Consider the following 23,089-nt stretch of genomic DNA (forward strand, 5'->3'; position numbering starts at 1 on the left):
ACGCCCGCGCGCGTGCGTGCGAGACCCGCATGAGCCACCCCGCCCTAGCGTGAGAGGGACTCTGCATGCCCGACGCGACGACTGCGCCGAACGACACCCGTACCGTCGCGCTGCGCCATCCGGGCGGAGAGCACGAGATGAAGGTAGTGCCGGCCACCGAGGGTGCGCCCGGTATCGACCTCGGGAAGCTCCTGGCCACAACAGGTCTGGTCACACTGGACAGCGGGTTCGTCAACACCGCGTCCTGTTCCTCCGAGATCACCTACATCGACGGTGACGCCGGCATCCTGCGCTACCGCGGCTACCCGATCGAGCAGCTCGCGGCGAAGTCGAACTTCATCGAGGTCAGCTACCTGCTGATCTACGGCGAGCTGCCGACCCAGGCCCAGCTGGAGGAGTTCTCCTCCAAGATCAACCGGCACACGCTGCTGCACGAGGACCTGAAGCGGTTCTTCGACGGCTTCCCGCGTGACGCCCACCCCATGCCCGTGCTGTCCTCGGCGGTGTCCGCGCTGTCGACGTTCTACCAGGACAGCCTCAGCCCCTTCGACGCCAACCAGGTCGAGATCTCCACGATCCGCCTGCTGGCCAAGGTGCCCACCATCGCGGCGTACGCCTACAAGAAGTCCGTGGGCCAGCCGTTCCTGTACCCGGACAACTCCCTGGGCCTGGTGGACAACTTCCTGCGCATGACGTTCGGCTTCCCGGCCGAGCCGTACGACGTCGACCCCGACCTGGTGCGGGCGCTCGACCTGCTGTTCGTGCTGCACGCCGACCACGAGCAGAACTGCTCCACGTCGACCGTGCGCCTGGTCGGCTCGTCCGAGGCGAACCTGTTCGCGTCCATCTCGGCCGGCATCAACGCGTTGTTCGGCCCGCTGCACGGCGGCGCGAACTCCGCGGTGCTGGAGATGCTGGAGAAGATCCGGCGCGAGGGCGGTGACGTCGCCTCGTTCGTGAAGAAGGTCAAGAACAAGGAGGACGGCGTCCGCCTGATGGGCTTCGGCCACCGGGTCTACAAGAACTACGACCCGCGCGCCGCGATCATCAAGAAGACGGCCGACGAGATCCTCGGCAAGCTGGGCGCGTCCGACGAGCTGCTGGACATCGCCAAGGCGCTGGAGGAGACCGCGCTCGCCGACGACTACTTCGTCGAGCGGAAGCTGTACCCGAACGTCGACTTCTACACCGGCCTGATCTACCGCGCGATGGGCTTCCCGACGAAGTTCTTCACCGTGCTGTTCGCGCTCGGCCGGCTGCCCGGCTGGATCGCGCACTGGCGCGAGATGATCAACGACCCGGCCACCAAGATCGGCCGCCCGCGGCAGGTCTACACCGGCTCGCCGGAGCGCGACTTCGTGTCGATCGACCAGCGCTGACCGCGACTCCCACCACGTTCCGCGGCGAAGGCCCGCACCGGTGCCCGGTGCGGGCCTTCCCGTTGCGGGACAACGCTCAGCCGGTGTTGCGCGGCGGGATCGGCCCTCTCGGCCGGGCCGGGTCAGGTGGGCCAGGTCAGGGCGCCGGCGCGGATGTCGTCCACCACCGTGTCGATCCAGGCGAGTTCGGCGCGGGCCTGGCTCAAGGCGTACTCGGTCTCGATGACGTGCAGCCGGGGGACGCCGCCCGCCAGCACCTCGGCCAGGCCGCGCTCGTCGGCCGCGATGCGGGCGGACAGCCGTTGCCCGCGTTCGGTCAGGGCCTCGACGGCGCCGATCGGGCCGAGCGCGCCGAGGTAGGCGACCGCGCCGAGGAACTGGGTGAACTCCCGCTGCGGCGTGCGGATCTGGCTGTCCAGCCGGCGCACCAGCTCGTCGTGCCCGGCGTCGGTGAGGGCGTACACGGTCCGCTCCGGGCGGTTGCCGGTGCGCTCGGTGCCCCGCGGCGCGATCCACCCGGCCGTGCCCAGGGCCTCGACGACGTCGTACAGCGTGCCCCGGTTGATCGCGGTGGCCCGGTCGCTGCCGCGCGCCCGCAGGTCGGTGAGCATCTGGTACGGGTGCGCGGGGTGCTCCAGCAGGAGGCCCAGCACCGCGAGCACCAGCGGGTTGTCGAGCGCGCGTCGTGGCATGGTCGAAAACTATCAGTCGAAATCGACTATGCGAACGAGCCGGTCGTACGGACGCGCGCGTGACGCGGCGGTGGCGGAGCGGGTCGAGCTGGTGCGCGCGGGGTCGCCCTGCGCCGTCACGCCGGGGCGGGTCACCAAGGCCGACGGCACGCCGTACCGGGTGTTCACGCCGTTCCTGGAGGCCTGGCCGGACCACGGCGTGCGCCCGCCCGCGGCGACCGCCGGACGACGGCCTAGCGCAGCACGTCCCGCAGCCGCACGCGGGCGCCCGTGCGCAGGACGGCGTTCGAGTACACCTTGCCGCCCAGCCACGTGATCGCCGCGATGGCCGCCAGCGCGAGCACGATCGCCAGCAGCACCTGCCACGCCGGCGCGACGCCCATCGCCATCCGGCCCGGCATCAGGATCGGCGCGAACGGCGGCAGCAGCGACATCACCGTCACCGTCGTCCCGCCCGGGTCGGTGACCATGAAGTTGATGCCGAGCAGGAACGCCACCACGATCGACATGCTGATCGGCATCACCACCGCCTGGAGCTCCTCCTGGCGCGACACCAGCGACGCGGCGGCGGCGAAGACGGTGGCGTACAAGAAGAAGCCGAGCACGTACCACAGCAGACCGGTGGCCAGCGCGCCGCCGGCCACGCCCGCGATGTCGACCACCCCCGAGAACGACGCCAGCGCCAGCCCGAGGCCGCCGATCACGAGCAGTTGCAGCAACCCCACCGCGCCGAGGCCGACGACCTTGCCCAGCAGCAGCTGCCACGGCCGCAGCGTCGCCAGCAGGATCTCCACCACCCGGCTGGACTTCTCCTCCACCACGCCCTGCGCGACCATCGCCCCGTAGACCAGCAGCGAGTAGTACAGCAGCCCGGCGATCACCAAGCCGATCGCCAGCCGCTGGCCGCTCTGCGAGTCCTCCGGCTCCAGCGCCACCACCTCGACGCCCGCGCGTTCGACGTTGCGCGCCACCTCGGCCGGGTCGACGCCCGCCTCGGCCAGGTGCGCGTCCAGCACCTGCTGCTTGACCAGCAGGTCGAGCGAGTTGCGCAGCGAGTTGCCCAGCGAGTCCTTCACCAGCACGCGCAGGTCGTCCGACGCGCCGGTGATCAGCGCGTCCACGTCGCCCGAGCGCACCTGCTCCTCGGCCGCCGCCACGTCGGTCACGTCGACGGTCTCCACCTCGCGGCCGAACGACCGGGCGGTCTGCTTCAACGGCTCCGCGAGCGCGGTGGCCTGACCGCTCAGCGCGACCCGGTCGCGGCCGGCGTCGTCGAACAGCAGGGCTTGCAGCAGCACGTACCCCGCCATCACGGCGATGATCACCAGCGTGCCCCACACGAACGACTTCGTGCGCACCTTGCCCAGGAACTCCCGGCGCGCCACCAGGAACACCGCCCGACCGGGGGTGAGGCTGCTCATGCGGCGGACTCCTCGGTCACCACGCTGCGGAACAACTCGGTCAGCGACGGCCGCTGCCGGGCGAACTCGTGCACCGGACCCGTGGCCAGGGCGGCGCGCAGCACGGCCTGGTCGTCCACGTCCGACGTGACCTCCAGGACCGTGCGGCCGGTCGAGGTGTGCGCCGAGCGCACGCCCGGCAGGTGGTCGGCCCAGCCCGGCGGCGCCAGCGGGGCGTCCACCACCAGCTTCGACTCGCCGCCGGCGCGCAGCTCGGCCACCGAGCCGGACGCCACGAGCGTGCCGCTGCGCACGATGCCGACCCGGTCGCACAACCGCTCCACCAGGTCCAGCTGGTGGCTGGAGAACACCACCGGCACGCCGCTCGCCGCCTTCTCGCGCAGCACGTTGCTCATCACGTCCACGGCGACCGGGTCGAGGCCGGAGAACGGCTCGTCCAGCACCAGCACGTCCGGCTCGTGCACCAGGGCCGCGGCCAGCTGCACGCGCTGCTGGTTGCCGAGGCTGAGCTTCTGCACCTCGTCGTCACGGCGGTCGCGCAGGCCGAGGCGGGCGATCCACCCGTCCGCCGAGCGGTGCGCGGCGTTGGTCGACAGGCCGTGCAGCTCGGCCAGGTAGACGAGCTGGTCGAGCACCTTCATCTTCGGGTAGAGCCCGCGCTCCTCGGGCATGTAGCCGATCCGGCGGCGGGTCTCGAAGGTGATCGGCGCGCCGTTCCACCTGACCTCGCCCGAGTCGGCGGCCAGCACGCCGAGCGCGATGCGCATCGCGGTGGTCTTGCCCGCGCCGTTGCTGCCGACGAAGCCGTACAGCTCGCCCGCCCGCACGTCGAAGGTCATCCCGTCGAGCGCGACGACCTCCCCGTAGCGCTTGGAGACCCGGTCGACCTCCAGCACTCCCTGTGCCACGTGCCCTCCTCCTGTCGTGACCTGGTCGTGCCCAGCCCTCGACCTGCTAGCCGTAGACCTGCGTGGACAGCGGTTCGAACGGCGTGCGGCTGAACACCGCCTCGACCGGCAGGCCGAACACGGCGCAGATCCGCAGCGCCAGGTCGAGGCTCGGGTAGTGGTCGCCCCGCTCCAGCGCCCCGATCGTCTGGGGGTTGACCTCGACCGCCGCGGCCAACCCCGCCCTGGTCAAACCGCGTTCGACCCGGAGCACCCCGATCCGGTTGTGGATGGGCTGCCCCGGGCCCCGGCGCACCGGACTCATGCTACGAAGTGTTGCGAAAACCCAACAGAACGGCAAGTAAACAATTCACAGAATAGGCCGAACGGCGGTATCCGCCGGGGGGCGTGCCCGGGAAATCACGTTTCGGTGAAACGATACGTCGCCGGGAACCGAATCGAGGGTCGACGGGTCGAATTGCGCAGTAGGGCCGCAAGCCCCGTGGCCGTGAGGGGTGAACATGGAGCCGGACCAGTGGCTCGCGCAGTACGGAGAGAAGATCGAGCAGGCCAAGCGGAACGCCGCGCAGGCCGAGACGCAGCTCGGTGGCGTCGGCGGTAGCGCGACGTCGCCGGACGGCCTGATCACGGTCACCGTCAACGCGTCGGGCGCGTTGACGGACCTGGTCCTGCGCCCGCAGTTGCGCGGCGAGGACCCCGAGCGGATCTCCGGCGCGATCATGACCGCCGTCGCGCAGGCGCAGCGCGCCGCGGCGGGCAAGGTCGTCGAGATCATGACGGAGTTCGTCGGCGACAGCCCCGCCCTGGAGTTCGTGAAGGCGAAGATGCCCAACGGCTATTCGGGTGACGGCACGGACGCCGTGGAACCGGAGCCCGAGTTGCGGCGTCGAGACACCAGGCCCGACGACGACTACTTCACCAACCCACCCGATGTCATGGCCTGAGCAGGGGGTAGATGACCATGTTCGACTCGTTCAACGTGAACCCGGAGGAGATCCGGGCGCACGCTGGCACGGTCGACCAGTTGACGCAGCGGATGCTCTCGGCCACCAACACCGCTGACCCGTCGCTGTCGACCGACGCCTTCGGCGTGTTCGGCTCGTTCCTGGCGCAGTTCCTGCTCAAGGCGGCCGGCTCGTCGCAGGACATCCTCGGCCAGGCCACGGAGACCGTCGCCGACATGTGCCAGGGCCTCAAGGAGGTCGCCGACCTCTACGAGAACGTCGACCTCGACAACGCGTTCGGCTTCACCGGAAAGGCACGGGGATGAGCGGACAAGCCACCACCTCCCAGGGCCGCGACCCGTCGCACCTGATCAGCGACGTGCAGGGCACCGTCGCGGCGGTCGAGCGCGGCGACTGGGTCCAGGCCGGTCTCGGCATGGCGAACACCGCCATGGGCATCGTCGGCATGGCCAGCAACCCGTTGTCGGGCTTCCTGTCCGCCGGTTTCAGCTGGGCCATGCAGCACGTCGACTTCCTGCGCGAGCCGTTCGACGCGCTGCTCGGCGACCCGCAGGCGATCCAGAAGATGTCCGACAGCTGGGCGTCCGCGGGCAAGCAGATCGAGGGCATCGTCGCCGACTACCGCCGCACGGCGGTGGAGGAGACCCGGACCTGGCGCGGCCGTTCCGCCGACGGGTACCGGGAGGCGAGCAAGCGGCACGCGGCCGGGCTGGAGACGCTGTCCAAGGCCACGCAGGGCATCTCGCGCGCGGCCAAGGGCGCGGGCGAGCTGGTGGCGACCGTGCGCAAGACCATCATGGACCTGATCAGCCAGGCCGTGTCCGAGATGGTCATGAAGATCATCCAGTGGCTGGCGGCGTCGTTCCTGACCTTCGGCGCGGCCATCGGCGCGGCCATCGCGGACATCGTGCAGATGGCGTGCAACTACGCCAAGAAGCTCGCCGACTTCCTGCAGAAGCTCGGCAACTCGCTCAAGAAGCTGATCGACCTGATCAAGTCGGTCGCGCAGATCGCCCAGACCGCCAAGCAGATCCTCCAGGCGATCACCGCGATGACGTCGTCCAACAAGGGCGGCAGCGGCGGTGGCGGCTCGGGGCCGCGGCTGTCGCAGGGTGGCCTCGGCCTCGACGAGCGCCGGCTCGCCGACATGGACCGGGGCGCGAACGAGCGGTACACGAACAACCCGGGCGGCGGCGGTGGTGGCGGCGCCGGGTCGACCATCCCGTCGGGCGGCGCCAACCCGATCGGTCCGGTGGTGAGCCGTCCGCCGACGGTCGGCACGGGCTACGGGCCGGGCACGGGCGGCACGACCGACCCGAGCCGGGCCTACCCCGGTGGTCCGGGCGGTCCCGTGGTCAGCCGTCCGCCGACGGTGGGCTCGGGCGGTTCCGGCTCCGGTGGTTCCGGTTCGGGTGGTTCCGGCGGGCCCGGCAGCGGTGGCCACTGGGAGCCGGGCCGGTGGGTGCCGGAAGGTTCCGGTTCGACCGCGGGCCGGGTCCCCCCGCCGCCGACGTTCCGCGACACGACGTTCGCGACGGGTAGCGAGACGCCTCGCGTGCCGACCACGCCCCCGATCCGGCCGGTGTCGGCCGACCTGCCCACCGCTGGTGGTGGGGCCGGCGGTGGCGCTGGTGGCGGCTTCGCCGGTGGCGGTGGCGGCGGTGGCTTCGCCGGTGGCGGCGGCGGTGGTTTCGCGGGCGGTTCCGGCGGCGGTGGCGCCGGCGGCGGCGCGACGCTCCAGGCCGGTGGCACGTCCGGCGTGCTCGGCCAGGCCGGTGGTGCGGCGGCCGGTGGCGCGGCGGGCGCGGGTGCGCCCGGCGCGGGCGGTGGCCGTCCCGGTGGCGTCGGCGGCGCGGGCATGATGGGCGCGCCGATGATGGGCGCGCCCGGCCAGGGCGGCGACGGCAAGGACCACCAGCGCAAGGTGCGGCTGGAGGGCGAGCCCCTGATCGAGGAGCCGCCGAAGGCCGCGAAGCCGACCATCGGCGAGTGACCTGACCCGCCGAAGGGGGACCTCCACCACGGAGGTCCCCCTTCGCGTGTCCCACGTCCAGAACGCGCGAGTCCTACGTTCAGAACGCGCGAGTCCTACGTTCAGGTACCCCGAGTTGAACGTTCAGGACGCGGCTTGGGCGGCCAGTTCCGCGGCCACCTCGGCGGTGACGGCCGGTTCGGCGGCGGCGCGGTCGGTCGGGACCAGGCCGATCCGGGTGCGGCGGTCCAGGACGTCGTCGGCGGTCAGGGCGCCCTCGTGGCGGACGGCCCAGGCGACCTCGCCGATCTCGGCGACCCGCGACGCCTCCGCGCCGTAACGGGCGGTCAGGTGGGGTGGGCCGGTGGCCGGTCCCGCGCCCACCAGGGGGATGTGCGCGGTCCGCGAGCGGGTCGTGGTGAGGGCGGTGGCGTCCACGGCGTCGGCGGCCATGCGGCGGTAGGTGGTGAGCTTGCCGCCGACGACCGTGGTCACGCCGTCGTTCGTCAGCACGGCGTGCCGGCGCGAGAGGTCGGCGCTCGGGCCGTCGCCGGTGTCGAGCAGCGGACGCAGCCCGGCGAACGCGCCCCGCACGTCGGCACGGGTCAGCGCGCGCTCCAGCACCGACGACGCCACTCCCAGCAGGAAGTCCACATCGGACTCGGGCACGGTCGGGACGTCCGGGATCGGGCCGTCCACCGGCTCGTCGGTCAGACCCACGTACACCCGCCCGTCGCGCTGGGGCAGCACGAGCGCGTAGCGGTTGCGGGCGCCCGGGACGGGCACGGTCAGCGCCGTGCCCGACAGGCCGAGGGCGGACGCGGACAGCACGAGGTGCGAGCCGCGGGACGGGCGGAGCTTCACCTCCGGCACGAGGTCGCCCGCCCACACGCCGGCGGCGTTCACCACCGCACGCGCTCTGACGTGCAGTGACGTACCGGTGAGCGTGTCGACCACGTGCGCGCCGCGGCCCGACAGGGAGGTCGCGCGGGCCCGCGTGACGATCCGGGCGCCGTAGCCGGCGGCGGTCCGGGCCAGCGCCACGACCAGGCGGGCGTCGTCGACCAGCTGCCCGTCGAAGCTCAGCAGGCCGCCGCGCAGGCCGGCCCGGCGCAGCCCGGGGACCAGCGCCAGCGCCTCGACGGCCGGCACGTGCCGCGGACCCGGCAGCACGCGCGACGGCGTGCGGGCCAGGCGGCGCAACGCGTCCCCCGCGCGCAGCCCGGCCATCACGACCGGGTCGTGCGCCTTGCCGTGCAGCGGCACCAGCTGCGGCAGCGCCCGCACCAGGTGCGGCGCGGTCCGGGTCATCAGGATGCCCCGCTCCACCGCGCTCTCGTAGGCCAGCCCGACCTCGCCCTGGGCCAGGTAGCGCAGGCCGCCGTGGACCAGCTTGCTCGACCAGCGGGACGTGCCGAACGCCAGGTCGTGCGCCTCCACCAGGCACACCGACAGGCCGCGTGACGCCGCGTCCAGGGCGACACCGGCGCCGGTCACGCCACCGCCGATCACGAGCAGGTCGACGGACGAGGACGCCAGGTGTTCGAGGTCCGCGCGCCGCCGGGCGGCGTTCAGCGACGTGGTCACGACAGCGCCCCGTCCAGGTAGGCGGCCAGTTCGGCCAGCAGTTCCTCGAAGTCCAGGTCGGTGGTGGCCGGCCGGATCGAGAGCACCAGCGACTGCGCGGTCAGCAGCACGAGCCGGGACTGGGCGGCGGTGGAGCCCGGCCGGATCGAGCCGTCCGCGTGGCCTTCCTCGATCCGACCGGTGAGGAACGCCTCGACCAGCCGCTGCGTGCTCCCCAGCCGCCGCACGAGGTACGGCAGCATCAGCTCGGCGTCCAGGTCGAGCACCCGCCGCATCACCGGGTCGGCGGCCAGCAGCCGGATGCCCGCGATGGCCTGCGCCACGAGCCGCTGCCTGGCGTTGTCGCCGGTCACCTCGACGCGCTGGAGCAGCGCGGTGAACTCCCTGGTCATGAGGGCCCTGACCAGCGTGCCGACATCCGGGAACCGGCGGTAGAGGGTCATCCGGCTCACCCCGGCGCGCTTGGCGATGTCCGTCAGCGTGGTGCGGCGGACCCCGACCTCGACCACGCAGTCGCGGGCCGCGTCGAGGAGCGCGTCATCACTGTGACGTTGAGACGTCATGTGTCACACTGTAGCGGTGACCGAGCACATCGACCACACCCTCCGGGGCAGGTGGACCACGACCGCGGGCTCGCTGCCGCCGCACGCGGTGAAGTGGCTGCGGGAACGGACGGGGCTGGGTGACGTCCGCACGCCGGCCCGCGCGCCGGAGGCGCCGGAGTCCGCGCTGGACGACGCGGCGCGGGTGGCGCTGGGCGAGGTGGTCGGCCCCGGCTACGTCCGGGTGGACCGCGACTCGCGGCTCGGCCGGGCCGGCGGTCTGTCCTACGTGGACCTGCTGCGGCAGCGCGGCGACGGCGAGCCGGCCGTGCCGGACGCGGTGGTGCTGCCCGCGTCGCCCGAGCAGGTCGTCGAGGTGCTGGAGGTCTGCGTCGAGCACGACGTGGCGGTGGTGCCGTTCGGCGGCGGCACGTCCGTGGTCGGCGGAGTCAACGCCCTGCGCGGTGACAAGGCGGCGGTGATCGCGCTCGACCTGAACCGGCTGGACAAGCTGGTCGAGGTCGACCCGGTGTCCCGGGTGGCCGTGCTCCAGGCGGGGCTGCCGGCGCCGCGGGCGGACCGGTTGCTGGCGGCGCACGGGCTGACCATCGGGCACGTGCCGCAGTCCTACGAGCGGGCCACCATCGGCGGGTTCGCCGCGACCAGGTCGGCCGGTCAGGCGTCGTCGGGCTACGGCCGGTTCGAGGACCTGGTGGAAGGCGTCCGACTGGCCACGCCGGTGGGCGAGTGGCGGTTGGGCGGCGCGCCGGCGTCGGCCGCCGGGCCGGACCTGAAGCAGGTGGTGGTGGGCAGCGAAGGCGCCTTCGGCGTGATCACGGAGGTCGCGCTGCGGGTGCGGCGGCGGCCGGAGGTCGAGCGGTACGAGGGTTTCGTGGTGGACGGGTGGGAACGCGGGTCGGCCCTGGTGCGCGAGCTGGCGCAGCGGCGGGTGCTCGCGGACGTGACCCGACTGTCCGATGTGGACGAGACCGAGGTGTCCCTGGCGCTGGGCGGCGGGTGGAAGGTCAACGCGCTCAAGGGTTACCTGAAGGCGCGGGGCGTGCGGGAACCGTGCGCGCTCATCCTCGGTTGGCACGGCGCGTCGAAGCGCGAGGTGGCGAGGCGCAGGGCCGAGACGTTGCGCGGGGCGGAGGTCGTGTCCCTGGGGAAGGCGCTCGGCGAGGCGTGGCGGCACGGGCGGTTCAACGGACCTCGTCAGCGGGACGCGTTGATGGAGGTCGGCGTGTGCGTGGAGACGTTGGAGACCGCCACGCACTGGTCGAAGGTGTCGGAGCTGCGTGCCGCGGTGCGGGAGGCGTTGGTCGACGCGCTGGGCCGGTGCGTGGTCATGTGCCACATCTCGCACGCCTACGAGACCGGCGCGTCGCTGTACTTCACCGCGCTGGCGGCCCGGGACACCGCCGATCCGATCGGGCAGTGGCAGGTCGCCAAGGCCGCCGCGAGCGAGGCCATCACCGGGCTCGGCACGATCAGCCACCACCACGCGGTGGGCGTCGACCACGCGCCGTACCTGGAAGCCGAGATCGGCCGGTTGGGCGTGGACGTGCTGGCGTCGGTCAAGCGGACGCTCGACCCGACCGGCGTGCTCAACCCGGGCAAGCTCCTCGCTGGCGACATCGGTGTCGCGGGGCTAGCGTCGCCTGGTGACCGGTGACCTGCTGATCCGTTCCGTGCGGCCGTGGCCGAACGCCCCGGGCGCACCCCTGGTCGACGTGCTCTGCGCGGACGGGCGCGTCGCGGCGTTCGGCCGGGACGTCGACCCGCCGCCGGGGGTGGCGGTGGTCGACGGGCGGGGCGGCGTGCTGCTGCCCGCGTTCACCGACGCGCACGCGCACCTCGACTCCACCCGGCTGGGGCTGCCGTTCCGCCCGCACAGCGCGGACGAGGGGCTGGCGGGGCTGATCGACAACGACCGGCGCAACTGGCGTTCCGCCGAGGCGTCCGTGGCCGACCGCGCCACCCACACGCTCGGGCGGACGATCGCGTCCGGCGCGACGCACGTGCGCAGCCACGCGCAGGTGGACGTCGACTCGGGCCTGGAGAAGCTGGAAGGCGTGCTCGCGGCCCGGGAGGCGCACGCCGGGCGGGCGCACGTCGAGGTGGTGGCGTTCCCGCAGTGCGGCGTCCTGCGCGAGAAGGGCACCGCCGAGCTGCTGGACGCGGCGCTGCGGGCGGGCGCGGACCTGGTCGGCGGGCTCGACCCGGCGGGGTACGACCGGGACCCGGTGCGGCACCTGGACGTCGTGTTCGGGTTGGCCGAGAAGCACCAGCGCGGGGTGGACGTGCACCTGCACGACGCCGGGTCGCTGGGCGCGTTCCAGGTGGAGCTGATCTGCGAGCGGGTGGGCGCGCTCGACATGCGGGGGAAGGTGACGATCAGCCACGCGTTCGCCCTGTCCACCGTGGACGAGTCGCGGCGGGCGGAGCTGGTGGACCGGCTGGCCGAGCACGACGTCGCGGTGACGACCGTCGCGCCGGGTGCGCGGGAGCCGTTGCCGTTGCGGCAGCTGCGGTGGGCCGGGGTGAGGGTCGGGCTCGGGCAGGACGGTATCCGGGACTACTGGTCGCCCTACGGCGACGGCGACATGCTGGACCGGACGTGGCAGTTGGCCTACCGCAACGGTTTCCGGCGCGACGAGCTGGTCGAGATGTGCGTGGACATCGCCACCCGGGGCGGCGCTTCGGTGATGGGCAAGGCCTGGGGGCTCACCGAGGGCGCGCCGGCGGAGCTGGTGGTCGTGCCCGGTGACACGGTGACGGCGGCCGTGATGGACCGCGCGCCGCGCACGGTGGTCGTGCACGAGGGGCGGGTGGTGGCCGCCGACGGCGAAGTCGTGTGACCCACGCGTCGCCGGCGGCGCCCGACCGTCCTGCCCCGACCGTCCTACAGGGTCACCAGGGCCTTGCCGACGTTCTCCCCGCGCAGCATCCCGATGAACGCCGCTGGCGCCCGGTCGATGCCCTCGGTCACGGTCTCCTGATAGCGCAGCTCGCCCGAGGCGATCCAGCCGCCGACCTCGCGCACGAACTGGTCGCGCAGGTGCTGGTGGTCCATGACCAGGAACCCGCGCAGGGACAGGCGCTTGCCCACGGCCAGGCCGAGGTTGCGCGGGCCGGTGGGGGTCTTGGTGTTGTAGTTCGCGATCGAGCCGCACAGGGCGAAGCGGGCGAACGGGTTGGCCGAGTCGATCGCCGCCTCCAGGTGCTCGCCGCCGACGTTGTCGAAGTACACGTCGATGCCGTCCGGCGCGGCCTGGCCGAGCAGCTCGCCGACGGAGCCGTCCTTGTAGTTGAACGCCGCGTCGAAGCCCAGCTCGTCCACCAGGTACTTGACCTTCGCGTCGCTGCCCGCGCTGCCGATCACGCGCTTGGCGCCGCGCAACCGGGCCACCTGGCCGGCGACCTGGCCGACCGCGCCCGCCGCGCCGGAGACGAACACCACGTCGTCCTCCTTGAACGCGGCGACGTCCAGCAGGCCCACGTACGCGGTCATGCCGGGCATCCCGAGCACGCCCAGGTACGCGCCGAGGGGAGCGGCCTGCGGGTCGACCTTGGCCGCCTCGCCGGCGTCCACGGCGCTGTACTCGCGCCAGCCCAGGCCGTGCAGCACGGTGTCGCCCACCTCGAACCCGGGCGCCTTGGACGCCACGACCTCGCCCACCGCGCCGCCGGCCAGGACCTCGCCGACCTCGTACGGCGCCACGTACGACTTGCTCAGGTTCATCCGGCCGCGCATGTACGGGTCCACGCTCATCACGAGGTTGCGGACCAGCAGCTGCCCGTCGGCGATGTCCGGCAGGGGCACTTCGACCAGGTCGAAGTCCGCCGGGGTGGGGAAGCCTTCGGGACGGGAGGCGAGGTGGACCTCGCGCGCGGTGTTCGGCAACGTCATACCACGTGCAACAGCGCGGCGGAGCGGCGCTGTTCCGCCATTCAGGTGTGACCTGGGTCCCGCAGCGCGGTCACGCTCCGGTAGGTGAAACCGAGCCGCCGGTACACCGCGATGGCGGTCTCGTTCGCCCGGTCGACCATCAGCCCGCACGTGCCGTGCGCGGCCAGCAGCGCGCTCACGACGAACGAGCAGACCTTCGTGGACAGCGACCTGCCCCGGTGGTCGGGGTGGGTGGCCACGCCCGCGACGAAGCCGACGTCGGGGGAGGGCCAGGCGTCCGCCGCGACGGCGACCAGCGCGCCGTCCACGTGGACGCCCGCCCAGCGGACCGGGCCCGGCTCGCGGGGCCGCACCCAGGAGTCCGGGTTGGCCTCGCGCAGCAGCGACTCGACGTCGTCCTCGTCCTGTTCGGACAGCCAGCGGGCGTCGGGGGCGGGGTCGAGGGCGCCGGCGCGGTCCATCCAGCCGAAGGTGCCGTGGACCGGCCAGTCGAGCTCGTCGGCCACGGCGGTCGCCACCACGGGTCTCACATCGGGGCGGGCATGGGCGCGCAGCAGCGTCGAGACGTCGGCCGCGGGGCCGGTGAGCACCAAGCGGTTGAAGCGGTACAGCGCGGGCGCCAGGACGGCCACCGCGTCGCCGTGCGCCCACGCCGTGCCGCCCCGACCGGGCAGGAGCGACTGCGCCGCCCAGCGGGCGACCGGGTCGGGGGTGGCGGCGGAGACGTCGGCGGGGGAGGGCAGAACGCGCATGACCGCATCCTCGCCCAAGGGCTACCCTCGCCCGCATGGACATCCGGCGGATCACGTCGTCGGCCGCGGTGATGGCGGCGGGCCACCTGTTCGACGACGTGCCGCGCGAGGACGCGACCCGCGCGTTCCTGGCCGACGACCGGCACCACCTGCTCATCGCCTACGTCGACGGCGAACCGGCCGGGTTCGTGTCCGGTGTGGAGACCATCCACCCCGACAAGGGGGTGGAGATGTTCCTGTACGAGCTGGGCGTGGACGACGCGCACCGGCGACGCGGCATCGCCACGGCGCTGATCGGGCGGCTCATCGAGCTGGCCAAGGACCGGGGCTGCACCGGCGCGTGGACCGGCACCGAGAAGGACAACGCCGCCGCCCTGGCCACCTACCGCCGGGCCGCCGCCGAGCTGGACTTCGACACCGTCGCCGTCTCCTGGGGCTTCTAGCGGAACAGGGCGCGCTTCTGCAGCGACTCCTCCAACGCCCGGAACGCCAGGTCCAGGGCGGTGTTGTACTCCCGCTGGTCCCGCGGCGGCACCGACTCGTCCGGCCGCGGCACCGTGGTCATGGTGAACCACCGCTCGTCCCAGAGCAGCCCGACCACGGCCTCCCAGTGCTCCGCGACGACCTGCTTGACCAGCTTCTCCTGGTCGATGACCTCGGCCATCCGGTCCTGCGACTCGGCCAGCCGCTCCAGCAGCTGCCGCACCCGGGCCCGGTCGGCGGCGCGCAGCCGTTCCGCCGACTCGGCGGCCAGCGCGACGACCTCCCGGTACCGCTCGATCGCCGAGACCGCCTCGACCTCCGGCGCGCCGTGCCCGTTGGTGCGCTGCGCGGGAACGACTGAGGCGTGGCTGATCATGGTTCCTCCCCGGTGTCGAACGGGATGACGACCTGTGGTCGCGAGTGCTCGAACCGGTCGAAGAACAGGCCGCGCCGCGGTCGCGGTGACCAGGCCATGACCTGTTCCGGTCCGAACGACAGCAGTTCCTTGCCCTGGACGTCGAACGCGATCCACGCGCCGATGTCGTCGTAGACGCCCGGCGACAGGCTGTTCTTCAGCCGCTGCACGCCGCGCCACCAGCCCAGCACGTGGGTCCGGTTCTCCGGCCCGTGCTTGAGCACGGTCCGCAGGCTGTCGACCCCGGAGGCGCGGGCCGTGTTCTTCGCCTCCAAGAGGGTGTGCGCCGCGTCCACCGCGTAAACCACCAGATAGTGCGGTAGCAGCGGCACGCCCGTCTCGCCGGTCATGCTGGCGGTGATCCCGGCCGCCGTCTCGTCCACCAGCTTCCGGATGCCGTCCAGTTCGACCGACTCCACGGTGTGGCCCGCGTCGCCCAACCACTTGGCCAGCCGCTGCGCGTGCGGCAAGGCGTCCTCGGCCAGGCACGCGAGGGTGAACCGGGCCCCGCCCGGCTCGTGCTGGCGGGCCAGCGACAGCGCCGCGCCGCCCAGCACGCCCGCCGCGTCGTCGGCCAGCGAGCCGAGCACCGCGATGTTGCGGCCCGGCGTGCGGGCGAACCGCACCTTCGCCGCGCTGCCCGCCACGTCGATCACCTGGCCCAGCAGCACGGTGGGGCTGCCGCCGTCGACCGGCCCCAACGCCCGGAAGTCCGGCAGCGCCCGCAGCACGGGCACCTTGCTGCCGTCGAACAGGATCGGTTCGGCCAGGTCCGGCGGGCGCAGCCGGTGCAGCTCGGCCTGCAAGGCGTCGAACGTGCCCCGGGCGGTGGCGTCCGGGATGCGCGCGACCTCGTTGCCCGGCCGCACGCCCGACTCGTGGTTGACCACGGCGTGCCAGCGCGGCAGCTCCACCGCGGCGTCGTTCTGCGGCTCGGCCAGCACCCGCCGCGCCTTGGGCAGCGCGATGCGCACGGTGAACTGCTCGAAGATCGCCGACTTGCCCCAGAAGCCCTCGATGCCGGACACGTCCTGGCTCGACAGCACCAGGTGGATGCCCTGCGACCGGCCACGCCGGGCCACGTCCTCCAGCAGCTGGGTCGCCTGCGCGGTGACCTGGTCGCGTTCGCCGAACAGGTACTGGAACTCGTCGATCACCGCCACGATCCGCGGCCAGTGGCCGTGCGGGTCCTCCTCGCGCAGCTGCTCCAGCTTGGTGACCTCGTGCCGCTTGGCCGCGTCCGCGCGCCGGCGCATCTCGTCGGCCAGGAACGCCAGCAGCGCCACGCCGAACTCGCGGTCGGTGTTGACGTTCACCCCGACCAGCCGGGCGTGCGGCAGCCACGTCGGGTCCTTGCGGCCCGGCGCGAACTGCGCGAACGACACGCCCTCCTTGAAGTCCAGCAGGTACAGCTCCAGCTCGTCGGGCGCGTACCGGGCGGCGAGGCTGCCGAGCATGGCGTAGAGGAAGTTCGTCTTGCCCGAGCCGCTCGGCCCGCCGATCAACGCGTGCGGCGACGTGTCGCCCAGCCCCACGTGCACCGGCTCGCCTTCGAGGAACCCGACCGGCGCGAGCACGCCCGCCGACGAGTCCTCCCGCCAGAAGCGCTCCGGCAGCAGGTCGGCGAACGTGCTGAGCCGGTTGCGGCGCTCCTCGCGCCGGTCCGCGATCGCCGCGCAGGCGCGGGGCACCTGCGCGCGGGGCAGCGGCGGGTCGAGCGCGACGGCCACGTGCTTGCCGGTCATCGTGCACGTCGCGGACTGGTCGGCGGCGATCGTGACGGTCTCGATCGGCGAGTTGACCGTGACCGGGATGTCGACGACGAACAGCTGGATGCCGGCCGCCAGGCCGTTGCGCGCCACCCGTTGCAGCTGTTGCTGGTGCTCCTCCCGCAACGGCTGCCGGTTGCCGAACAGCACCGCCACCCGCCACGGCTCGGTCCGCCGCCCGCCCGCCGCCCGCACCGACTGGTGCCCCTCGGTCAGCACGCCGGTGTGCACCCGGCGGATGTGGTCGGACAGCTCGTCGAGCAGCTCGTGCAGCCGCGCCGGGTCGTGCACGGTCAGCAGGCCCGCCCTGGTCAGCGGGTACAGGCCGGGCAACGCGCCGGTGAGCTGGCCGACGTCCCACACGTGGACGTGCACCAGGCCCGGCTGGAAGTGGCTCAGCACCCGCAGCAGCAGGCCCTCCACCAGCGCCTCGGCCGCGGCGCGGCTCTCGTGGGTGGAGGAGACGTGCAGGTGCGAGTGGTCCAGCAGCGGCACCGCCACCGGGAACCGCTGCGCCTCGGGCGCGCCGCGCACCACGCCGGTGCCGATGCGCCACAGCTCGGGCGCGCCGTCGGCGCCGTCGGCCGTGCCCGGTGTGCCGAGCCACGCCTCGGGCGGCCACGACGCCGGTCCGCCGGCCGCCGCGTCGACCAGCGCGGTCAACTGGTCCGGGCCGCGCTCGGACCACTCGCGGAACGCCTCGACCCGGTCGATCAGCGCCTTCGCCAGCTGCTGCTCGAACAGCGGGTTGGCCAGCGCGTCGGCCAGCAGCGGGTCCGCCAGCGCCCGGTCGACGCCGTCGCCGCGCAGGATCACCTCGAACATGTCGCGCGCGCGTTCGTCGGCGAGGAGGCGGTGCGCGCGCGAGGCGTTGCCCAGCGCGGCGGCGACCGCCTTGCGGAACTCCTCGAAGGAGCCCTCGATCCTCTTGCGGCGCTCGTCACGCCTGCTCACGTCACAGCTCCACGGCTAGGCGTTGGACCAGTTCCAGGCTGCCCACGATCAGCTCCAACTCGTCGGCGAACCGCTCGCCCGCGGCCACGAACCCGGCGGGCACCAGGGACTCGTGGTGGTCGGCGCTCGCGTCGAGCAGGATGTCGACCGCCTCGTCCAACGCGGTCTGGGCCTCCCGGACGCTGCGGTAGGCGTCCCGGAGGAACTCGCAGCTCTGCTCGAGCGCGAGCTTGACCTCGCCCACCGACGTCACGTCACAACCTGGAGTTGATGCTCTCGGCCTGGGAGATCCCGGCGCCGAGGTGCTGCTGCAGGTCGGTGACGCCGCTGACCACCTCGGCGAAGCGCGCGTTCGCCTGCTCGACGTCGGCCTGGACGCTGCCCTGGGTGGCCGTGCTGAGCAGTGCCTGCGCGTCCTCGGCCAGGTCGGCGGCCTGTTGCAGGGCGTTCACGCTCTGCCCCGCCTTCTCGACGGCCTGTGCGATCGCGTTGCGGACCTCTTCGATGCTGGCCATGTCGGATTCCGACCCCTCCCGGCGACACTGATTGAGTTCCTATAGTTGAAAGTAGTACCTAAAGTTTCACGATTCACAAGCAAGATCGGCTGACCGGGTGGCATCCGAAATCCACTCGATCGGGTCAGCGAAGTGGATCTCAGTCGGGCACCGTCCACACGAATGCCGAGCCCGGTGTCGCTGTCAGTTCCAACGCGGCGATCCCCGCCCGCGGCACCGGCGCGGCCGACCAGCGGGTCGACCCGGACCCGGCGGACCACTCGACCTCGGACCACCCCGAACGGCCCAGCGACGCCACCGCGTCCTGTAGCGCGACCGTGGGCGAATTGATGCTCGGACCGAGGTCGACGTGCACGCTCAGTAGATGCCCGTGGGGAGCCACTCGGGTGATCTTGCCACTGCGGGCGACCCGGCTCGCTACCGCCCGCGCCTGCCATTCGGCGCCCGCGGACCGGTCGGTGGCCACGTCGACCCGCAACGACAGCCGCGACCCCGCTCGCGGCTCGGCCACGTTCGCCCGTTCGGGCGGCGGCGGCTCGTCCGGTCGCCCGTCGTCGCCCCGGGCCTCGTCCTGCTGCGGGTCGCCACCGGCCCACGCCTCCACCAGCAACCGCTCCGCGCCCGGCACCAGTCCGTCGAGCAGCGCCGGGTCGTCCAGCACCGTCCACGCCGTCGGCGGCTCGCAGGCCACCCGGGGCGTGGGGAACTCGTCGCCCAGCCGCCGGACGAACGTGCGCACCGCGCGGGCCAGCGCGCCCGCCACGTTCTGCGTCGCGCGCTCGTCGCTGACCCGGCTGATCGTCACCGACCAGCAGCCCGGTTCCTCGTCGGAGCAGTCGAAGGCCCGCACGACCCGCCCGCCGACCTGGCGCAGCAGTGCGGAGCAGGCGGCACGCGCCTGCTGCTCGTCGTCGGCCGCCACCACCGCGGTGATCAGCAGCTCAAGGTCGTCTTCCACCATGTCGACCAAATTGTCCATGAAACGCGTGGGGCGCGTGAGGGTGCCACTGATGTCACCCATAAGCAGGGACTTGCGCACACCCCTCGTGATGTCCGCTGATCAGGCCGTTTTCGCTGATCTAACCCCCGTTCACACGATGCGGTCGGCGAGGTCCGGCGAAGTGCCGTGCGAGGTAACGATGTGAACGCATGGCCGTCTACTCCACAGGAGGTTCCACCATGCGCAGCATCATCCGACTGGTCGCCGCGAGCGCCCTTTCCCTCCCGATCATCGTGGGCGCCGCCGGCATCGCGTCCGCCGACGTCGAGTTCGACCAGAACAACGCGTCCGCGTCGGCGGACGGCGCCACCCTGCACGACCTGGCGTCGGGCTCCGACGGTGAGGGCAACTCGTACTTCTACGAGTCGTACGAGCTCGCCAGCCCGTACGGCGCCGGCTCCTTCACCGTGCTGGCGTGGACGTACGGGGGTGGCGCGGGCTACTACGACCAGTACGCGTGGTCCAGCCCGGACGGCGCCTGGGTGGGTTCGACATCGGCCACCGCCGATGACGGTCACTACGTGGAGGAAGACGCCGACGCGGACGTGTCGGACGACCTCGACGATTAATCCGTGACGGGGTGGGGCGGCGACGCGTCCGCCGCCCCACCCGTTTCGGGCCGCTAGCCCAGCTCGAGCGCCCGTCGCACGAACGCCACCACGTCCGCCAGCACCTCGTCCGAGTTGGTCTCGTTGAACACCTCGTGCCGCGCGCCGGGGTAGACGCGCTCCTCGAACAGCAGGCCGCGCAACCGGTCGGTGCCGGTGCGCGTGTCCGCCGCCGGCACCAGCTCGTCGGCGTCGCCGTGCAGCCACAACGTCGGCAGGTGCTCCAGCGAGGGCCCGTAGTTCACCTCGTCCAGCGCGCGTTCCAGCGCCTGCAAGGACTCCCTCTTGTACGGCCCGTGCCACACCAGCGGATCGGACGCGTACCGCTTGCCGACCTCCGGGTCGCGCGACAGCAGCCGGGGGTCCAGCGGCTCGCCCGCGTCCTCGGACCCGAGCCGGTCCAGCCCTTCCCACGTGCCGAGCACCGGCGCGGACAGCACCAGCGCCGCCAACGGGTTCGACTGGGCGTACCGGGCCGCGACCAGCCCGCCCTCGCCGTGCCCGACCACCACGGTGGGCAGGTCGGACGCCGCCGAGCTCACCGCGGCGGACAGGTCGGCCACCAGGCCGTCGTAGTCCTCGACCAGCGCCCGCTCGCCCTCGGACCGGCCGTGCCCGACGAGGTCCGCCGCCACCACCAACGCGCCCGCCCGCACCAGTGCCTCGGCGACGTGCGCGTATCTGCCGCCGTGCTCGCCGTAGCCGTGCACGAGGACGGCGAGCCAGTCGGCGTCCAGGTTGGGCCAGGTGCGGACCGCGAGCTCGCCGGCGTGGCCGGGGACGTTGGACTCGATCACCTAGGCAGCGTAGAACGCGCTGATCTCGATCTTCCCCCCGGCGCACACCGGACCCAGGCCCCACGACAGGCTCATCGGCTCGGTCTCGTCGGGCGGGATGGCCGCCGCCTTCGCCGCCTCGGCCTGGCACGGCCGGTCCACCGGTTCCGCACCGGTGGGCACCACGGTCCAGTGCAGGTTCGCCGCCGCCACCTTGCCGGGCGCCAGCGTCACCGGCGCGGGACCGGGGTCGGCCTGGCGCTGGAGGTCGGTCGGCAGCGCGTTGCCCGCCGCGTCGAGCAGCTGCAACCCGCTGTACCCGTTGATCGTGCACGGCGCGGCGCCGTTGTTGGTCACCACGAGCTTGCCGTACCGGTTCCCCGCGCCCGAGTCGGTCGGCTCCACGGCTCCCGCCAGCACGGCCGCGGTGCACCGGCCGGAAGCGGGCGCGGCGTCCTGGGCCGAGGTCGACGCCGAGGTCACCGGCGCCGAAGAGGGAGGAACCGGTGCGACCTCCGCGGACGTCGCCGGTTCGACCACGATGGTCGACTGGTCGGCCGCTTGCCGGGGACTCCCGCAGGCCGCAAGCGCGAGCGCGAGGGCGCCGAGCGCCACGAGTCGCCTCATGTCCACCTCCTGACTAGGAACGGGTGCTTATCAGGAGGACGTACCCCACCGCCGGATGGTTGGGTGGATCGGCCAGGAATTCACTGGATCGGGCGCATCATTGACGCCCGGCAACCCCCGACCGGCGTCGACGGACGCGCGCCCGCGCCGGACCGGGCCGCCTCAGTCCGCCATCCTCCGGACCGGGCCGCGTCAGCCGGCCCATCCCCGGGGCGGCACTGCCTCAGCCCGTCCATCCTCCGGACAGCACCGGCAGGTCGCCCACCGTGGCCGTCCACACGTAGGTCCAGCACACCTGCCCATCGGGCAACGTCACCCGCACCCGGCGGTACTCGTCACCCTCGTACTCGTCCAGCACCGGCAGCGCGTCCTCGGGCCGCTCCAGCCGCAGCACGTGCCCCGGCACCCCGGGCCCGTCGCCGGGCCGCAGCGCGGGATACCCCCGGCCGGTGTCGTGCAGCGTCCCCGGCAACGACGCGGCCACCGGGTCGCCCACCACGAACGGCTCCACCAGCCGCCACGCCGCCATCCCCGGCTGGAGCGTCCCGTACGCGAACAGCCGGTCCGGCCAGTCCTGCGGCGACGGCTCGCCGTGCACCGGCGTCACGTCCAGCCCGTCGCCGTCCGCCGGCCGGCCACCGAGCCTGCGCGCCGTCCGCTGGTCCACGTCGGCGCACCGCACCGCCCGGCCGTTGACCAGCAACGGCATCCGCCTCGTCCCCGCACCGGTGTAGGCGAGCACCGAATCCACCACGCCACCGTTGAACAACGTCACCCGGCCGGTGTGCACGCGGACCAGCCGGTACCGCAGCCCGCGGCCCTCGCAGCGGTCCAGCACGCGCAGCTGCTCCGCGGTGGCGAACCACACCGCGTGCTCCTCCTCGACGCCCGGCGCGGCGGCGAGGGTCGCCGGTCGCTGGCCGTCGGTCTTGCGCAGTCCCGCGGCCCACACGGCGGCGAGCCCGTCGCACCGGGCCCTCAGCACGACCGCCGGGCCGGCCAACCCGAGCTCCTCGCGCAGCCACGTCACCTTGGCCGGGTTGGCGTTGGAGCCGTAGGCCAGCACCGGCAGCCGGCCCGCGAGCGGCGGTTCGCCGTGCGTCGCGAGCCAGTCGTCCAGGTCCTGCCCGTCGGGGGCGACCCGCCACCCGGAATCGGCGCCGGGATCGGGCGTGACCGGCCAGCCGGCGCCGTCGAGGTGCACGAAGCAGTGTCCCGGCCGAGCTCCCGGATAGGGCTCGGCCGGGTGACTGTCGTCCGTGAAGGGCTGCGTCATGGCTCCCATTCTGGCAAACCACACCGGGAATTCACCGGTCGTTGGTTTTTGGCGGGAGTAAGAGGTCGGATCTTTCACCCTTCCCCTGCGTGAATCCCCGCCTAAGGGGTCTTGTGACGTGCACACAGGTCGGAGGTGTGAACGTGACCCGTCACACGTTCTCGGCCCGTCGCGCGTCGTACTCCTCTTGCGCCGCCATGAAGTTCGGCAGGTTCTCCTCGATCCAGCCGAACAACCCGGTGATCTGCTTCGCCGCGTGGGCGCCCAGCGGCGTGAGGGAGTAGTCCACCCGCGGCGGGATCACGGGGTGGACCTCGCGGCGCACCAGCCCGTCGCGCTCCAGCGCCTGCAAGGTCTGCGCGAGCATCTTCTCGCTGATCCCGGTCACCGCCCGGCGCAGCTCGCCGAACCTCTTCGTGCCGCCACCGTCGTCCAGGAGCTTGCCGAGCACCAGGCTGCCCCACTGCCCCGTGGCGTGATTCGCGATCACCCGAGTAGGGCAGTTGCGGTCGTACACGTCACCACGCAGTTCCAT

The 23,089-nt window shown here is 72.8% G+C and carries 25 protein-coding genes; 8 read left to right on the forward strand and 17 right to left on the reverse strand.

The features are described from left to right. Nucleotides 1–65: 65 nt before the first annotated feature. Nucleotides 66–1,379, forward strand: coding sequence for a citrate synthase (locus ACQPYE_RS02970; protein ID WP_498718993.1), 1,314 nt, complete (start codon nt 66–68; stop codon nt 1,377–1,379). A gap of 122 nt (nt 1,380–1,501) precedes the next feature. Here ACQPYE_RS02970 and ACQPYE_RS02975 read toward each other — a convergent pair whose 3' ends face one another. The 4 genes from ACQPYE_RS02975 to ACQPYE_RS02990 all read right to left on the reverse strand — a co-directional run bounded on the left by ACQPYE_RS02975 (nt 1,502) and on the right by ACQPYE_RS02990 (nt 4,704). Continuing rightward, the gene (locus ACQPYE_RS02975) at nt 1,502–2,071 is read right to left on the reverse strand and encodes a PadR family transcriptional regulator (RefSeq protein WP_498718994.1); all 570 of its coding nucleotides are present in this window, start codon (nt 2,069–2,071) and stop codon (nt 1,502–1,504) included. Between the two features lie 233 nt (nt 2,072–2,304). After that, nucleotides 2,305–3,492 carry an ABC transporter permease gene (locus tag ACQPYE_RS02980; RefSeq protein WP_498718995.1) on the reverse strand — a complete coding sequence of 396 codons (1,188 nt, stop codon included), beginning with the start codon at nt 3,490–3,492 and terminating at the stop codon, nt 2,305–2,307. Then, nucleotides 3,489–4,400, reverse strand: a complete 912-nt coding sequence (locus tag ACQPYE_RS02985) for an ABC transporter ATP-binding protein (RefSeq protein ID WP_498718996.1) — start codon at nt 4,398–4,400, stop codon at nt 3,489–3,491. The genes ACQPYE_RS02980 and ACQPYE_RS02985 overlap by 4 nt, the downstream gene beginning before the upstream one ends. 46 nt (nt 4,401–4,446) lie before the next feature. Continuing rightward, on the reverse strand, nt 4,447–4,704 hold the full coding sequence (locus tag ACQPYE_RS02990; RefSeq protein WP_498718997.1) for a helix-turn-helix transcriptional regulator: 258 nt from the start codon (nt 4,702–4,704) through the stop codon (nt 4,447–4,449). Nucleotides 4,705–4,900: 196 nt separating this feature from the next. Here ACQPYE_RS02990 and ACQPYE_RS02995 point away from each other — a divergent pair, with 196 nt between their 5' ends. The 3 genes from ACQPYE_RS02995 to ACQPYE_RS03005 are packed head-to-tail and all read left to right on the forward strand — an operon-like array spanning nt 4,901 to nt 7,358. After that, nucleotides 4,901–5,344: a YbaB/EbfC family nucleoid-associated protein gene (locus ACQPYE_RS02995; RefSeq protein ID WP_498718998.1), complete on the forward strand. Its 444-nt coding sequence runs from the start codon at nt 4,901–4,903 to the stop codon at nt 5,342–5,344. Between the two features lie 11 nt (nt 5,345–5,355). Continuing rightward, nucleotides 5,356–5,670, forward strand: coding sequence for a type VII secretion target (locus ACQPYE_RS03000; protein WP_053718582.1), 315 nt, complete (start codon nt 5,356–5,358; stop codon nt 5,668–5,670). After that, nucleotides 5,667–7,358 (forward strand): WXG100 family type VII secretion target, encoded by a 1,692-nt coding sequence (locus tag ACQPYE_RS03005; protein WP_498718999.1) that lies wholly within the window; start codon nt 5,667–5,669, stop codon nt 7,356–7,358. The genes ACQPYE_RS03000 and ACQPYE_RS03005 overlap by 4 nt, the downstream gene beginning before the upstream one ends. Before the next feature lie 123 nt (nt 7,359–7,481). On the opposite strand, the gene ACQPYE_RS03010 is transcribed toward ACQPYE_RS03005, so the two are convergent. Both ACQPYE_RS03010 and ACQPYE_RS03015 read right to left on the reverse strand, forming a co-directional pair. Next, nucleotides 7,482–8,924, reverse strand: coding sequence for a glycerol-3-phosphate dehydrogenase/oxidase (locus ACQPYE_RS03010; protein WP_498719000.1), 1,443 nt, complete (start codon nt 8,922–8,924; stop codon nt 7,482–7,484). Then, nucleotides 8,921–9,487: a TetR/AcrR family transcriptional regulator gene (locus ACQPYE_RS03015; protein ID WP_498719001.1), complete on the reverse strand. Its 567-nt coding sequence runs from the start codon at nt 9,485–9,487 to the stop codon at nt 8,921–8,923. The genes ACQPYE_RS03010 and ACQPYE_RS03015 overlap by 4 nt, the downstream gene beginning before the upstream one ends. 16 nt (nt 9,488–9,503) lie before the next feature. Here ACQPYE_RS03015 and ACQPYE_RS03020 point away from each other — a divergent pair, with 16 nt between their 5' ends. Beyond that, entirely contained in the window at nt 9,504–11,141 is a 1,638-nt protein-coding gene (locus tag ACQPYE_RS03020; protein WP_498719002.1) for an FAD-binding oxidoreductase, read from the forward strand. Further along, nucleotides 11,131–12,327: an amidohydrolase gene (locus ACQPYE_RS03025; RefSeq protein ID WP_498719003.1), complete on the forward strand. Its 1,197-nt coding sequence runs from the start codon at nt 11,131–11,133 to the stop codon at nt 12,325–12,327. Before ACQPYE_RS03020 ends, ACQPYE_RS03025 begins: the two co-directional genes overlap by 11 nt. Nucleotides 12,328–12,371: 44 nt before the next feature. Here the strand turns inward: ACQPYE_RS03025 and ACQPYE_RS03030 are convergent, their stop codons facing one another. Together ACQPYE_RS03030 and ACQPYE_RS03035 are read right to left on the reverse strand one after the other, a co-directional pair. Further along, nucleotides 12,372–13,379 carry an NADP-dependent oxidoreductase gene (locus tag ACQPYE_RS03030; RefSeq protein ID WP_498719004.1) on the reverse strand — a complete coding sequence of 336 codons (1,008 nt, stop codon included), beginning with the start codon at nt 13,377–13,379 and terminating at the stop codon, nt 12,372–12,374. 41 nt (nt 13,380–13,420) lie between these two features. After that, entirely contained in the window at nt 13,421–14,131 is a 711-nt protein-coding gene (locus ACQPYE_RS03035) for a GNAT family N-acetyltransferase (protein ID WP_498719005.1), read from the reverse strand. Between the two features lie 35 nt (nt 14,132–14,166). Here ACQPYE_RS03035 and ACQPYE_RS03040 point away from each other — a divergent pair, with 35 nt between their 5' ends. Further along, nucleotides 14,167–14,574 carry a GNAT family N-acetyltransferase gene (locus ACQPYE_RS03040; RefSeq protein ID WP_498719006.1) on the forward strand — a complete coding sequence of 136 codons (408 nt, stop codon included), beginning with the start codon at nt 14,167–14,169 and terminating at the stop codon, nt 14,572–14,574. Here the strand turns inward: ACQPYE_RS03040 and ACQPYE_RS03045 are convergent. The 5 genes from ACQPYE_RS03045 to ACQPYE_RS03065 all read right to left on the reverse strand — a co-directional run bounded on the left by ACQPYE_RS03045 (nt 14,571) and on the right by ACQPYE_RS03065 (nt 19,228). Beyond that, complete coding sequence (locus ACQPYE_RS03045; protein ID WP_498719007.1) at nt 14,571–14,990, reverse strand: hypothetical protein; 420 nt, start codon at nt 14,988–14,990, stop codon at nt 14,571–14,573. The genes ACQPYE_RS03040 and ACQPYE_RS03045 overlap by 4 nt on opposite strands. Beyond that, the gene (locus tag ACQPYE_RS03050; protein ID WP_498719008.1) at nt 14,987–17,752 is read right to left on the reverse strand and encodes an FtsK/SpoIIIE domain-containing protein; all 2,766 of its coding nucleotides are present in this window, start codon (nt 17,750–17,752) and stop codon (nt 14,987–14,989) included. Before ACQPYE_RS03050 ends, ACQPYE_RS03045 begins: the two co-directional genes overlap by 4 nt. Nucleotide 17,753: 1 nt before the next feature. Beyond that, nucleotides 17,754–18,005: a hypothetical protein gene (locus tag ACQPYE_RS03055; protein WP_498719009.1), complete on the reverse strand. Its 252-nt coding sequence runs from the start codon at nt 18,003–18,005 to the stop codon at nt 17,754–17,756. 1 nt (nt 18,006) lies between these two features. Next, nucleotides 18,007–18,267 carry a hypothetical protein gene (locus ACQPYE_RS03060; protein ID WP_498719010.1) on the reverse strand — a complete coding sequence of 87 codons (261 nt, stop codon included), beginning with the start codon at nt 18,265–18,267 and terminating at the stop codon, nt 18,007–18,009. A 139-nt stretch (nt 18,268–18,406) separates the two neighbouring features. Then, complete coding sequence (locus ACQPYE_RS03065; protein ID WP_498719011.1) at nt 18,407–19,228, reverse strand: hypothetical protein; 822 nt, start codon at nt 19,226–19,228, stop codon at nt 18,407–18,409. A gap of 218 nt (nt 19,229–19,446) precedes the next feature. Between ACQPYE_RS03065 and ACQPYE_RS03070 the strand changes: the two genes are divergently transcribed. Further along, entirely contained in the window at nt 19,447–19,836 is a 390-nt protein-coding gene (locus ACQPYE_RS03070) for a hypothetical protein (protein ID WP_498719012.1), read from the forward strand. A gap of 53 nt (nt 19,837–19,889) precedes the next feature. Here ACQPYE_RS03070 and ACQPYE_RS03075 read toward each other — a convergent pair whose 3' ends face one another. The 4 genes from ACQPYE_RS03075 to ACQPYE_RS03090 form a co-directional block, all read right to left on the reverse strand. Continuing rightward, nucleotides 19,890–20,672 (reverse strand): alpha/beta fold hydrolase, encoded by a 783-nt coding sequence (locus ACQPYE_RS03075; RefSeq protein ID WP_498719013.1) that lies wholly within the window; start codon nt 20,670–20,672, stop codon nt 19,890–19,892. Then, the gene (locus ACQPYE_RS03080; RefSeq protein ID WP_498719014.1) at nt 20,673–21,278 is read right to left on the reverse strand and encodes a DUF4232 domain-containing protein; all 606 of its coding nucleotides are present in this window, start codon (nt 21,276–21,278) and stop codon (nt 20,673–20,675) included. 223 nt (nt 21,279–21,501) lie between these two features. Further along, complete coding sequence (locus ACQPYE_RS03085) at nt 21,502–22,554, reverse strand: gamma-glutamylcyclotransferase (protein WP_498719015.1); 1,053 nt, start codon at nt 22,552–22,554, stop codon at nt 21,502–21,504. 151 nt (nt 22,555–22,705) lie between these two features. After that, on the reverse strand, nt 22,706–23,089 hold the full coding sequence (locus ACQPYE_RS03090; protein ID WP_498719016.1) for a winged helix-turn-helix transcriptional regulator: 384 nt from the start codon (nt 23,087–23,089) through the stop codon (nt 22,706–22,708).

The organism is Actinosynnema sp. CA-299493, from assembly GCF_050946825.1.
Taxonomy (GTDB): domain Bacteria; phylum Actinomycetota; class Actinomycetes; order Mycobacteriales; family Pseudonocardiaceae; genus Actinosynnema.